Annotated in this window: 14 protein-coding genes; 9 read left to right on the forward strand and 5 right to left on the reverse strand. The window is 33.3% G+C overall.

The features are described 5' to 3' along the window. Window positions 1–14: 14 nt before the first annotated feature. Window positions 15–2,225 carry a phosphoribosylformylglycinamidine synthase subunit PurL gene (gene purL, locus ACNI3C_RS07700; RefSeq protein ID WP_419769236.1) on the forward strand — a complete coding sequence of 737 codons (2,211 nt, stop codon included), beginning with the start codon at window positions 15–17 and terminating at the stop codon, window positions 2,223–2,225. A gap of 22 nt (window positions 2,226–2,247) precedes the next feature. On the opposite strand, the gene ACNI3C_RS07705 is transcribed toward purL, so the two are convergent. Genes ACNI3C_RS07705 through ACNI3C_RS07725 form a run of 5 tightly spaced genes read right to left on the reverse strand, consistent with a single transcriptional unit; the run spans window position 2,248 to window position 6,048 of the window. Next, on the reverse strand, window positions 2,248–3,216 hold the full coding sequence (locus tag ACNI3C_RS07705; protein WP_419769237.1) for a hypothetical protein: 969 nt from the start codon (window positions 3,214–3,216) through the stop codon (window positions 2,248–2,250). Continuing rightward, the gene (locus ACNI3C_RS07710) at window positions 3,213–3,884 is read right to left on the reverse strand and encodes an ABC transporter ATP-binding protein (RefSeq protein ID WP_419769238.1); all 672 of its coding nucleotides are present in this window, start codon (window positions 3,882–3,884) and stop codon (window positions 3,213–3,215) included. The genes ACNI3C_RS07705 and ACNI3C_RS07710 overlap by 4 nt, the downstream gene beginning before the upstream one ends. Then, window positions 3,881–5,065: an ABC transporter permease gene (locus tag ACNI3C_RS07715; RefSeq protein WP_419769239.1), complete on the reverse strand. Its 1,185-nt coding sequence runs from the start codon at window positions 5,063–5,065 to the stop codon at window positions 3,881–3,883. The genes ACNI3C_RS07710 and ACNI3C_RS07715 overlap by 4 nt, the downstream gene beginning before the upstream one ends. Next, window positions 5,052–5,375, reverse strand: a complete 324-nt coding sequence (locus ACNI3C_RS07720; protein ID WP_419769240.1) for a hypothetical protein — start codon at window positions 5,373–5,375, stop codon at window positions 5,052–5,054. Before ACNI3C_RS07720 ends, ACNI3C_RS07715 begins: the two co-directional genes overlap by 14 nt. Next, entirely contained in the window at window positions 5,365–6,048 is a 684-nt protein-coding gene (locus ACNI3C_RS07725; RefSeq protein ID WP_419769241.1) for a nitrous oxide reductase accessory protein NosL, read from the reverse strand. The genes ACNI3C_RS07720 and ACNI3C_RS07725 overlap by 11 nt, the downstream gene beginning before the upstream one ends. 133 nt (window positions 6,049–6,181) lie before the next feature. Here ACNI3C_RS07725 and ACNI3C_RS07730 point away from each other — a divergent pair, with 133 nt between their 5' ends. From ACNI3C_RS07730 to ACNI3C_RS07765, 8 genes are all read left to right on the forward strand, one after another. Further along, window positions 6,182–6,685, forward strand: a complete 504-nt coding sequence (locus ACNI3C_RS07730; RefSeq protein WP_419769242.1) for a hypothetical protein — start codon at window positions 6,182–6,184, stop codon at window positions 6,683–6,685. Beyond that, a complete protein-coding gene (locus ACNI3C_RS07735; RefSeq protein WP_419769243.1) occupies window positions 6,685–7,395 on the forward strand; it encodes a sulfite exporter TauE/SafE family protein in 711 nt (236 codons plus the stop codon). The genes ACNI3C_RS07730 and ACNI3C_RS07735 overlap by 1 nt, the downstream gene beginning before the upstream one ends. Window positions 7,396–7,480: 85 nt before the next feature. Next, window positions 7,481–7,972 (forward strand): nitrous oxide reductase accessory protein NosL, encoded by a 492-nt coding sequence (locus ACNI3C_RS07740; protein ID WP_419769244.1) that lies wholly within the window; start codon window positions 7,481–7,483, stop codon window positions 7,970–7,972. A 179-nt stretch (window positions 7,973–8,151) separates the two neighbouring features. After that, window positions 8,152–9,684 (forward strand): bifunctional phosphoribosylaminoimidazolecarboxamide formyltransferase/IMP cyclohydrolase, encoded by a 1,533-nt coding sequence (purH, locus tag ACNI3C_RS07745; protein ID WP_419769245.1) that lies wholly within the window; start codon window positions 8,152–8,154, stop codon window positions 9,682–9,684. 497 nt (window positions 9,685–10,181) lie between these two features. Continuing rightward, window positions 10,182–10,520: a hypothetical protein gene (locus ACNI3C_RS07750; protein WP_419769246.1), complete on the forward strand. Its 339-nt coding sequence runs from the start codon at window positions 10,182–10,184 to the stop codon at window positions 10,518–10,520. A gap of 328 nt (window positions 10,521–10,848) precedes the next feature. Next, window positions 10,849–11,187: a hypothetical protein gene (locus ACNI3C_RS07755; RefSeq protein ID WP_419769247.1), complete on the forward strand. Its 339-nt coding sequence runs from the start codon at window positions 10,849–10,851 to the stop codon at window positions 11,185–11,187. Between the two features lie 489 nt (window positions 11,188–11,676). Next, window positions 11,677–11,994, forward strand: a complete 318-nt coding sequence (locus ACNI3C_RS07760; RefSeq protein WP_419769248.1) for a hypothetical protein — start codon at window positions 11,677–11,679, stop codon at window positions 11,992–11,994. Between the two features lie 285 nt (window positions 11,995–12,279). Continuing rightward, complete coding sequence (locus ACNI3C_RS07765; protein WP_419769249.1) at window positions 12,280–12,654, forward strand: OsmC family protein; 375 nt, start codon at window positions 12,280–12,282, stop codon at window positions 12,652–12,654. Window positions 12,655–12,712: the final 58 nt, after the last annotated feature.

Below are 12,712 nucleotides of genomic sequence, written 5' to 3' on the forward strand. Positions count from 1 at the left end.
AAGGTATACTCAATATGCAAAAATTAGAAAACCTTGAAGAGATAGCTTTAGCGCACTCTTTAACGCTAGAAGAGTTTGAAAACATAAAACAAATTTTAGGTCGTGAGCCAAACTATGTAGAAATTGGAATTTTTTCTGCAATGTGGAGTGAGCATTGTTCATATAAATCAAGTAAAAAATATTTAAATGGCTTCCCAACTAAAGCTCCATGGGTGATTCAAGGACCAGGTGAAAATGCAGGTGTAATTGATATTGGCGATGGGTATGCTGCGGTATTCAAAATGGAATCACACAATCACCCTTCATTTATTGAACCCTATCAAGGTGCAGCAACAGGTGTTGGAGGAATTTTAAGAGACGTATTTACCATGGGTGCACGTCCTATTGCCAACATGAATTCCATTCGATTTGCTTCTATTGAAGGCAACAGTGAAACAGCACAAAAACACCGATTTTTACTCAGAGGTGTAGTTGCTGGTATTGGTGGATATGGTAACTGTATGGGGGTACCAACCATTGGTGGTGAGACAACGTTTGAAGAGTGTTATGCGGGAAATAATCTTGTAAATGCATTTACTTTAGGTTTAGCCAAAGCGGATGAGATTTTCTTAGGAATTGCCGAAGGTTTAGGAAACCCTGTTATGTACGTTGGTTCTAAAACAGGAAGAGATGGTTTAGGTGGAGCAGTTATGAGTTCTGCTGCGTTTACTGAGGATTCAGAAAGCAAACGACCAACGGTACAAGTGGGTGACCCTTTTACGGAAAAACTGCTTTTAGAAGCGTGTTTGGAACTGTTTAAAAAAGATTTAATCGTAGGTATTCAAGATATGGGTGCTGCTGGATTGACCTCTTCTTCATTTGAAATGGCAGGACGAAGTGGTTCTGGTATGATCATGCATTTAGACAAAGTTCCTGCGCGAGAAGAGGGGATGACGCCGTATGATTTCATGTTGAGTGAATCACAAGAGAGAATGCTCATTTGTGCTAAAAAAGGGTGTGAGCAAGCGATTATTGACATTTTTGAAAAATGGGAATTAGACGTTGCGGTTATTGGTGAAGTAACCGACACAGGGAACATGGAGTTGTTCTGGCACGGTGAAAAATGTGCAGAAGTACCTGTTCAACCCGTTTCTGAGCAAGCACCTATTTTAGACAGACCCGTAAAAGAACCAGAATATTTAAAAGATATTGCCAACATTACATTAGATAAAAACATTTCAAACCAAGAAGCATTTGAAGCGATGTTTTCAGATATGGAAGTTGTAGATAAATCTTGGGTTTACAGCCAATATGACTCAATGGTACAAACCAATACCATTGCTGGTCCTGGAAGCTTAGATGGTTCAAGTATCAGAATCAAAGAGACAGGAAAAGCCCTTGCCATGAGTGCAGATTGTAACACAAGATTTTGTTACATCAATCCAGAATTGGGTGCAAGTGCAGCGGTAATGGAGAGTGGTAGAAATGTTGCCATGAGCGGAGCCGTGCCTAAAGCCATTACGGATTGTCTGAATTTTGGAAACCCACAAAACCCAGAAGTGATGTGGCAATTCGCACAATCGTGTGAAGGAATCAAAAAAGCGTGTAGAGAGCTTGTTACTCCTGTCATTGGTGGAAATGTATCGTTATACAATGAAACAAATGGAGTAGGGGTTTTCCCAACGCCTTCAATTGCAATGGTGGGAGTCAATGAAGATGCGAATAAAGTATTGCCATCGTGTTTACAAGAAAATGGAAACATACTGTTTGTTTTAGGTGAAACCAAAGGGGAGTTCGGTGGTTCTTTATACATGAAAAAAATGTATGGAAAAGTAGCTGGTGTTCACCCAGAAGTGGATTTTGCAAAAGAGCTTAATTTGTGGAATACGGTCATTGAAGCCAACCAAAAAAATCTGTTGAAATCAGCAAAAGATATCAACGTAGGTGGTTTGGCCATTTCATTAGCAAAAATGGCAACAGTGGGTAAAAAAGGTGTTACTGCTAATATTACGTTAACTGATTCAAAAGATATTTTCTCTGAAACATTAAGCCGAGCCATTGTTGAAGTTAAACCAGACAATGTTGATGCGTTTGTTGCATTTGCACAAAGTAAAGGCATTGCTTGTAGACAACTGGGAACCGTAGGTGGTGATGCAATTACATTGAATGATGTAAGCATTTCTTTAGAAGCGGCTAAAGATGTCTACTTTAATAAATTCAAACAAGTCATCGAACAAGATTTATAATAAAAAAGGCATCGCGCCTTTTTTATAAAAATAGACCAAATCTTATATAATAACTCAACACAAAATAAGAGACCAATCCCACATAAAATCCATTTAAAATAATGGAACGTTTAAAAAATATCTCACTGGAGAGTTTCTCTTTAAAATACATATCATAAATACCAACACAAAAACCATAAAAAGTACCTAAAAAAAGTGAAGTATAAATCACATAACCAATGTAGTGGTACTCTTTTTGTAAAATACAAAATGGGCAATTGTGTGTGGGAAGTTCGTAAATATACGTAGAAAAAAACAGTATCAAACTAATAACGGCAGCAACTAAAAAAAGCAGATTAAATATCACATACAAAAAGCTGTTTTTCATGAAATAAAGCAGCAGTAAAATACAAAATATGAGATAAAAAGCAATCAAGAAATAGTTTTGATTGATTTTAAACAGTGATGAGACATAGGAGTTTTCAGATGTTGAAAAAAGTGTCCCACAACAACTGACCAATTTTGCGATGTCAATGGAAGCGAACATACTGACTTCCAAATATATTTCAGTGAGAAACAGGAAAAAAATCAGAATAAAAAAAGTAAATTTGTGTTGAGTAAAAGGCAGATTAGGATGTTTGACATCAAAGTAATGCACCACCAACCAAAAGCCAAATAAATAGATATTCAGCACTTTAAACAGCAGTAAATAAATCCCAAAAGAGGTTGCATCAACTACCCCTGCTGCACACATGGCACCATTGATAACACTTGAAAGTTTATCTAAGGTAAAGAGAAAAAAGAAAAAGAGTATGATTTTTAAGTAAAGGGTATATTTAATAATTGTTGAACCCAAATAACTCTGTTTTTCCAAAGTGTATTGTTGTTGTGTTGTTGCATTAAAATCCCATTTGAAAACAATTTTTAATGCAATAATAAATGCAATAGATGAAAAAAGTGTCAGCAGTAGATCTAAAATAAGAATGGTGAGTACTTCAGGTGTAAGAATCACGAAATGATTTCTCCATTGGACAGTTCTATTGTTCTATCACAAAAATCCAAGTTGAAAAACAAAGGATCGTGTGTTGCAACAATAATGGTTTTCCCTTGAGATTTTAGCTCTTTTAATGTATCAATAAAATGTAAGGATAAGGCTTTGTCTAAGTTGGCAGTGGGTTCATCGGCGATGACAATTTTGGGATGATTGATTTGACTTCGAGCAATGGCAACTCTTTGTTGTTCTCCCCCAGAAAGGTTTTTAACCATTTCATCTTTTTTATGCTCAATTTTAAAGTGAGTCATCACTTCGTGTAAAAGTGCTTTTGCCTCGTTAGTCTCTAAATTTTGTGGGACTAAGGGCAACAAAATATTCTCTTGTACTGTTAAATTGGGGATGAGATTATATTTTTGAAATATGAATCCAATGTAAGTTTGTCGAAAAGTTGAGGCAAAGTCATCGGGCAGTTTTGAGATGTGTTGGTCATGGACAATGACTTCTCCACTTGTTGGTTTTGAAAGCCCTGCAATAAGTGAAAGTATGGTACTTTTCCCACTCCCACTTGCCCCTTTTAAGAGCACCATTTCACCTTGATTCACCTGCAAATTGATATTTTGAATGGCGGTTATTTGGGTGTATTTATTGGGTGTATAAATTTTTGTTAAATCGTTTAATACAATCATCTGATGACCTTATCTGTTTCAATGGTGGCATTTCTCCAAGAGGGGATGATAATGGCTGCAATATAGATGGGAACACTTAATAAAAAGATTAATACCAAACTGTTTATATCTAAGACAAAAGGCAAATCAAAGGTGGGTTTTAGCACAGAGTAACCACTGAAAATATTGTTTAAAAGAGGTGCTTGTAAGATATAGACATACAACAGTGCCAATAAAACACCTAAAATATATGCGCTAAAAGAGAGCGTAAATGCTTCATAAAACTTCTCTTTGAGTACATCTTCTACTCTCCATCCAATGGCTTTTAAAATACCAATCTCTTTTTTCTCTTCACTGCTTAACCCACTGATGCGATCAAAAACAATGATAAAAAAAGTGAATATGGAAATGGTAAAAAAGAGTAAAAAAATCCCCCCTTTATAGTCAAATATATTTTGGTACGATATGCTTAACTCCTCTTTGGTAATGACTCTGCAATCAGGGAAAAGCAACTTTATTTTTGAGGCAATTTTTGAGACCTCATTGGGATTGGCAACTTTAACAATAATATCTGTTGCCAAGTTCTCCGCCATGCCAAAAATATTCAGTGCCAATGCTCTTGGTAGCAAAATCAAATCATTTGATTCTAAATTGGTTGAGTCTTTAAACGTACCTGCGATGCTGACTTTTTGAAACGTACCATCGCTTTTAATAAAGTTAAAATAGTCGGTATAGTAGTTTTCATTGAGTATTTTTTTTACACCACTTCCCACAATCATGGCGTTGTTTTCTGATGCGTGCGAAAAATCGTTTTTTTCAACGACTTGATTTAAACTCTCTTTATACTGCTCTTCAAACTCATCAATGCCTATTACGGAGAAATTAACCCCCGCATTTTCAAAGTAGTAATACCCCCAAACTCTGGGAACGGCACTCTTTATTCCGGGCATTTGTAAAAGTTCATCCACAACAGCAACATCAATATCATAATGGCGTCCTGCTTTGAGTTTTTGAATGGTAATATCAGGGAGTGCATTGACCGTTGTATTAAGTTCCGTTTGTATTGATTTTGAGATAAAAAACACACTGCTGAGTAAAAAAATCAATGATGTAAAAATCAATAAAATGAAGATGTTTTTTGCCTTTTGTCGCAGCAATGCACTCAGTGCAAACTCCAATAAATAAAGATTAATTTTTTTCATGCAAAATCTTTGATGGTGTGTTGTTGATGCTGTTTGAGTAGTTGTACACAAAAGTTGTAGGGAAATACTCAAATAAAGATGGAGACTCTTTAAAAAGCGAAAAAACATCACTCAAACTTCGGTGTCTTGTATACATGGCTTCTGTAGAAAGCGCTAAATCGGGTAGACCATGAAGCCGTATTAGGGCATTTTTTTCGTTTTTTTGTTGTGCAGTGATGGTATGAAATGCATTTAAATAGAGGATAAGCCCCAGCAAAGAGCACAGAGTAAAAAAAAGAGTACGGAAATAGAGTTTGGTTTTATAATGCATCTAATTGATAAACACCTTTTTGAGTAATATCTTCAAACGTTAAAATCTCTTTTGCATTGTGATCTTTTTTAAATATCTTTGCATCATGAAGTGAGGCAAAAGGAATGAGTTCATTGCCCATTGGACCATAAACATCTGAGCCTATAACATAGTAAGCTTTTTTGCCTTCAATGGTGTTTTGTGTGTAATAATCAGTGACAAAAATGCTTTTTATCTCCTCTTTTGTAAAAGGGTACTCTCCCCATTGTTGAGGGTCGAAATAGAATTTCATTAAATCTTTGACTCCATCAAAATAGTAGGATTTATTGTTGTAAGTGATTTGTGCAACCCATCTTGGGTATTTGGATACAAACATTGCACATACGGGGCATCGCTCTTTTTCGCCTACAGTTATTGGGTGAAAATGTGTATGTTCTTCTCTTTTAACCTCCCATAAATAAAGAGTTAACGCCTCAAAATTGCTGGCACTCATTGGTTTACACAGATGTTTTGTTTGTATGGATTGTTTTAACTCATTGAACGTAGCGTAATCTACAGGATGGATGGTTTGACACAGTTTTGAATAGATTTTTTCACCCTTGGGGTAAATTTTTTTCGTTTTGATATTTTGATTCATCTCTTGTGAAAAAAGAGTGGCAACTGTGAAGATTAAAAGAAACAGCAGTTTTCTCAAGTGACGCCTTTGTACTTTAAAGATAATGTTTATCTTAATCAATTAATACTTTAACATCATTTAAATTCAGTACTTTTAATCTTCTTGTTAAGATAGTTCATATATGATTTTAAAAAAATTAGGTCTTTATTGTATGAAAAAATTTCTTCCTTTGTTGAGTGTTTTAATTATTGTTTTAATTATTGTTGTCATCTTTTTATCCATGGCCAATCAAAAAAAGATGGTGGTAATTCATGAAGGCAATACGGAACATGTGCCCATTGACATTGAGTTAAATCACTACCAAGATACACAATGTGCTATGACCATTGTTAAAAAAGAGGATACCGTGCAAGCCATTTCACCCGCTGGAGATACTTGGTTTTTTGATGATTCAGGCTGTTTTGCTTTGTGGTATAAAAATATTGATTACAAAGATAAAGCGATTATTTGGGTCTATCCAAGAGATGTCGAAGGGTATATCGATGCACGAAAAGCTTGGTACAGTATAAATTCAAAGACAGCAATGGGATATGGATTCGCCGCATTCAAAGATAAAAAAGAGGGCATGATTTCGTTTGATGAGATGCTTTTAAAAATGTATCGGGGTGAAAATTTGACCAATCCTACAATCAGAAAAAAAGTGTTGGGGCAATAATGGAAAACATCAGTATCTTAACCATAGTAACCATTGCATTTTTGGGTTCATTTGGTCATTGCATTGGAATGTGTGGAGGCATTGTAGTCGCATATTCAAGTGTGAAAATTGACAATAAAATCAGCAAATTAAAACAATCTTTTTATCATGTGTTGTATTCACTTGGACGTGTTAGTACGTATGTTATATTGGGTGCAATATTTGGTTATGTGGGAGGGGTGGTTACTTTTGATAATACAACCAGTGGTATCATGCTTTTAATCACAGGTTTTTTAATGATTTTAGTGGGGTTATCTTTGAGTGGGAAATTGAAATTTCTTACGCGAATTGAACACTCGTTTTCCAAATCCAAAACCTACCAACAACTTTTTCATGCGTTAATTGCTTCAAATACGTTTACCAGTTTTTATCTGCTTGGAATGTTAAATGGTTTGCTTCCTTGCGGTTTTGTTTATGTATTTGCCATTACAGCAGCAAGTACGGGAAGCGCTTTTTGGGGTGCATTTGTTATGTTAATTTTTGGTTTAAGCACTATTCCTGCGATGTTTTCATTGGGTTTTTTTATGGGGTTATTCAAACAAATAGCGTTAAGAAATCTTTTTATTACGATTGCTTCACTTTTGGTCATTGCTTTTGGTGTTTATATCATGCACAGCGGTTATGAGTATTTAACTGATCCTCACAAATCTATTTTGAGTTGTCATATTTAATTTATTTTTAAATAAGAAAAATGTGATTTTTTTAACACTTCTTTAACATTTATATACTAAAATAAAAGAAAAAAAAGGATGCCCAGTGAAAAAAACGCTTTTTGTAATTGTATCATTGTTGTTCAGTTTAAACGTCTACTCAAGTGACATGCAAAAAACAAGATACCAATCTGTTCCAATGGAAAAAACAACCATGCTTCAAAAAGGTGAAAACAAATTGCATTGTCCAATTTGTGGTATGACACTTCCAATGTTTTACAAAACAAATCATGCTTCTAAAGAAGGAGAGGTCAATTACCAATACTGTTCTTTAAACTGTTTGGTTACAGATAAAGAGGCAAAAGGTGATGCCCTTACTGATCTTAAAGTTGTTGACAACACCAGTTTAAAATTCATCGATGCGCATAAAGCTTTTTATGTGTACGGAAGTAATAAACCAGGAACAATGACAAAAATAAGTAAATATGCATTTGCTACAAAAGAAGCGGCTGAAAACTTTATCAAAGACAGTGGTGGCGAGTTGAAATCATTTGATGAAATTTATGCCATCTCTTTAGCTGAACATAAACACAAATAATTGTACCCTCATTTTAAAAGAGAGCATAGGCTCTCTTTTAAATCTTCATAACTTTTTTTTACTCTTTCCGTAATTTTTCTTTTTCTCAAACGTCTGCAGTGGATACTTTTTTTCAAAAGCGACTCCTAATGACTTTTTTTGTATAATCACGAAAAATTATAAATAACAGAGGAATTAATTTGAGAGCATTAATCAGTGTTAGCGATAAAAGTGGTGTTGAGAATTTTGCAAAAGAGTTAGTAAAATTAGGTTACGAAATCATCAGTACAGGTGGTACTTATAAAGCTTTACAAAATGCTGGAATAGCAGTCATTGAAGCAAACGAAGTGACAAAATTTCCAGAGTGTTTTGAAGGAAGAGTTAAAACGTTAAACCCATATATTCATGGTGGAATTTTACACAGACGAGACAAACAATCTCACTTAGACCAAGCACGTGAGTTAGGTGTTGAAGGTATTGATTTAGTATGTGTAAACTTGTATCCATTTAAAGCAACCATTGAAAAAACTGATGACTTTGAAGAGATTATCGAAAACATTGATATCGGTGGTCCTGCTATGGTGCGAAGTGCTGCTAAAAACCACGACTCTGTTATTATTGTAACGGATGTTGTTGATTATGACTTAGTATTAAACAATCTAAAAAATAATACAAATACACAAGAGTTCAGAAGAGATATGATGATAAAAGCCTATGAGCATACAGCAGCATATGACTCTATGATTGCAAACTACATGAACAAAAGATTCAATAATGGTTTTGGTGACAAACAATTTATTGTAGGAACAAAAGTATTTGATACAAGATATGGGGAAAACCCACATCAAAAAGGTGCATTGTATGAGTTTGATTCACAATTTACAAATAAATTTATCACCCTAAAAGGTGAAGCATCTTTTAACAACATGGGAGATATAAGTGGAGCTGCTAAAATTGCATCTGCTTTTGGTGATGACAATGCCGTATGTATTGTAAAACACGGTAACCCATGTGGATTTGCGATTAAAGACACCCTTTTAGAGTCATACACAGAAGCTTTAAGATGTGACCCAATTTCAGCATATGGTGGAGTGGTTGCAGTAAATGGTGTAGTTGATTTAGAGTTAGCTGTTAAGATGAACGAAATCTTTCTAGAAGTAGTTTTTGCAGCAGACTTCACACCTGAAGCAGAAGTTGAGTTAAACAAGAAAAAAAGAATCAAACTGTTCAAACAAGGAACATCTAAACTTGAAATGGCAAACGATGTTTTTAACTTCAAAATAGTTGATGGTGGATTTGTTTATCAAGATGCTGATAAAGTAGAAGATGATGAGGTTAAAAACTCTGAATTAAAATCAAAAAGAGCAGCAACAACTCAAGAAGTAAAAGATATGGAAATCGCATACAAAGTAGCAAGTTTAACCAAATCAAACTGCGTAGTGTACGTGAAAAACTCAGCCATGGTTGCAGTTGGTATGGGTATGACTTCAAGAGTTGACGCCGCCAAAGCAGCTTTACGAAAAGCAGAAGATTTAGGTATTGACGTAAGCGGTTCAGTATTAGCTTCTGAAGCATTCTTCCCATTCAGAGACAGCATCGACGCCGCACAAGAAGCGGGTGTGAAATGTGTGATTGAACCAGGTGGAAGTATCAGAGATGATGAGATTATAGAAGCGGCGGATGAGTTTGGGATGGCGTTGTATTTTTCAGGGAAAAGACACTTTTTACACTAAAAAGATTGAAAGAGTGATTTTATAAGCACTCTTTCTTCATAACTCTGCGTTACGAATAAAAAAGTACAAACTCATTTACTACAAGTAAAATCCTTAGTACTTTTTTATTCATGCCTTGATTTATTTTGAAATATCACTTCTAAAATCACTCTTTTGTAGATTGGTTTAACAATAAAAATAACTTTCCTTTTTACTCATAATAGACTCCTGATATATTTATCATTTTGTTAAACTATTACGATTTTTAATTAATATCCATACATAATGATATGCTATTAAGGATATACGTTAGTAATCTAACATTAAAATTATATAAAAAGATTAAAAATATTATAAAAAATATTGCAATATGAAATAATTTTATTTAAAAGACTCTATGTTAGGTATTTATTTATATTTAATAGGTTAACATCTTAAATGTAAAACTATTAAGTAGTTTAGATGTAAGTAGTATATAATGTATTACTAATAAATAGTTATAAATAAGGAATAATCTGATGAATAAAAAATATTCAATTGTTATAGTGATTTGTTTTTTAATTTTTTGGTCTGTAAAACTTTTAGATTCTACGGGAACAATAGATACTATAAAATTAGCTATGAATGATAAATTTAATTATAAAATAGAAACATTACTTACACAAGCTGATGATGAGGATATGGTAAAAATATTAAATAGTTTTATGAAAAAAGTTCAAAAAGATTATGCCAATAAAACTACAAGTGAAACGGTATTATTAAGTGCAAATCAAAAAAACAAACATGTAGTGTATAAATTTCAAATGGATTATGATGACTTATTACAATCTGTACCAAATAAAAAAGTTATCAAATAAAATTAAAAATTTAGTATATAAAGATATATGTTCTCAAGGAATATTATCTTTTATTGTTGAAAATAAGGCAGTAAGTTTTGAGTATATTTATTATGATTCCTTATCGAAAGAACAAAATAGGTATTTGATTCAAAGTGGTGATTGTAAAAAATGGGAAGATAATAATTTAGTATTTTCACTAACTAAAAAAGCGAAAAATTTTATAAATAATCTTTAGATAAAATATTTATAACAAATCATTGGAGCCAATAAATTCCCCTGCGGGCAATTCATCGGCTCATTTCAAACGTTAGCCGAATAATAATAAAATCATCGAGAGGGGAATTTTATGGCAGATTCAGAAATAAAAGCGCCAAATGGCAAGACATTATATAAATTTACTGGAACGGAAATAAAAGAGACCAATGGAAAAACAATATTTAAAATTACAAATAGTGAAATTAAATTACCAAATGGCTCTACTCAATATAAATTCACGGGCGATGAAATTAAGCAAACTAATGGGTCTGCAATTTATAAATTTACTGGTAGTGAAATTAAGGAAACAAATGGTAAAACAGTTTTCAAGTACTCAGCCACAGAGTTAAAAGCCCCAAACGGTAAAACCTTATTTAAATTTACTGGCAGGGTTCCAGTTCCTGTGATTTTCGCATTAGGGCTTATTTAGTGGTTTGGTCAATAAATACGCTAACAAGCTAAGACAGTCGGACGCGCGAAATTCGCGCGCCTCTGCTTAGGGCGTTAGACAAAGAAAAAGGATAGTAACATCAAACTTCACGAACAACTCATAAATTTTACTAAAGAAAGATTACCTGAATTAAAAAAAGAAACTTTTGAAAGACAAAAGCAAACTGATAACGTAGTTGTTTGGATTGCTGGTTTATCAACTGGTGCTATTGCACTTATTTTATCAAGTTCAAAAACAACTCCAATTATTGATATAGTATATCTTAAAATATCTGTTGTATTTTTTCTTTTAACGATAATATCAGCTGTTATATTTAGGTCATTTGTTTACAGTCTTCAACAAAAAGAATCCGATATAATTTTTTATTTTGAAGGATATTGTTTTGGTGCAACTTGTGATACATTTGGACCAATAACAATTTTAGAACATCATTCAATTAAAGACATTGCTAATAGTTTAAAAAACGATATGAATTTAGATTATGATGATTGGTTAGAAAATGATAATTTAGATAGAGATTTTTGGGTCAAACATTATGAAAGATGGGCTCAATTTTGGGATAATCAAGAAAAAGAAGGACTAAAAAACTTATCTATGGCAATGGCTCCATTGTTAGGAAAGTTACCACAAGAGGTTGATGAAAAGATTATTACCGAACAGGATAATACATCTCAAATAAAAAGTCTTGTTAAATTAAGAAATATTTGTCATAGAGCATATATTTTTGTTATGTTATTTTTTATATTTGCATTACTAACTATAACACTAGGTTTTATTATAATATAAACTAAATATAGGGGTCAGGTGATAACAATAACCTATTTAGTTTAAAATTACACCCTAGAGGTTTTAATATTTATGCAGAAAGTAAAAGCAAAATTACTGCCTGACAGCTTATTTGACTTGGAAGTTAGATCGTGAACGTCAGTAATAGAAACAGATTTTTTATCTGCGAGCAGAAGCATAGAGCTCAGGTGATAACGATAACTTTGTAAAAAAATAAGCTAGCTTGTCGTTCTTACTTGACCTCTGATTCATAAATTCATATATAATATAAAATAAGGAATAACCATGAAATCAATCAGTAAAAATCAGAAATATATAAATCAATTGGAAGGAACAGATTTACTTATTGATACAACAGAAGAGAAAGGTGGGACGGGACAATATACTCGACCACATGACTTGTTGGAAGCTGCATTGGCAAGTTGTATCAATATTATGCTTCAAAAAGAAGCTGAAAAACTGGAATTAAAAGATATACAATTTGAAACCGAAGTAGTACTAAACAGAGAAAATCCAGAAGAAGCTCATTTTGAATATTCATATAAAATCATTGCAAATGATAATTATGAAAATTTAAGAGAGATGTTTGATGAAGCGTTGTTGAATAGTTCGGTCAGAAAAACGTTATCAAGACGAATCGTTTTTACAAAAAAAGAGTAAGACATAACAACCGCTTCGACGCTGACAATATCTTTGGTAGGGTTTTTATTGGGAAGTA

The organism is Marinarcus sediminis (SeqCode) (genome assembly GCF_048571275.1).
Taxonomy (GTDB): Bacteria; Campylobacterota; Campylobacteria; order Campylobacterales; family Arcobacteraceae; genus Marinarcus; species Marinarcus sediminis.

Coding starts and splice junctions, on each gene's coding strand:
- purL (WP_419769236.1), top strand. CDS start 15: ATGCAAAAATTAGAAAACCTTGAAGAGATAGCTTTAGCGCACTCTTTA.
- ACNI3C_RS07710 (WP_419769238.1), bottom strand. CDS start 3,884: ATGATTGTATTAAACGATTTAACAAAAATTTATACACCCAATAAATAC.
- ACNI3C_RS07715 (WP_419769239.1), bottom strand. CDS start 5,065: ATGAAAAAAATTAATCTTTATTTATTGGAGTTTGCACTGAGTGCATTG.
- ACNI3C_RS07720 (WP_419769240.1), bottom strand. CDS start 5,375: ATGCATTATAAAACCAAACTCTATTTCCGTACTCTTTTTTTTACTCTG.
- ACNI3C_RS07730 (WP_419769242.1), top strand. CDS start 6,182: ATGAAAAAATTTCTTCCTTTGTTGAGTGTTTTAATTATTGTTTTAATT.
- ACNI3C_RS07735 (WP_419769243.1), top strand. CDS start 6,685: ATGGAAAACATCAGTATCTTAACCATAGTAACCATTGCATTTTTGGGT.
- ACNI3C_RS07750 (WP_419769246.1), top strand. CDS start 10,182: ATGAATAAAAAATATTCAATTGTTATAGTGATTTGTTTTTTAATTTTT.
- ACNI3C_RS07755 (WP_419769247.1), top strand. CDS start 10,849: ATGGCAGATTCAGAAATAAAAGCGCCAAATGGCAAGACATTATATAAA.
- ACNI3C_RS07760 (WP_419769248.1), top strand. CDS start 11,677: ATGAATTTAGATTATGATGATTGGTTAGAAAATGATAATTTAGATAGA.
- ACNI3C_RS07765 (WP_419769249.1), top strand. CDS start 12,280: ATGAAATCAATCAGTAAAAATCAGAAATATATAAATCAATTGGAAGGA.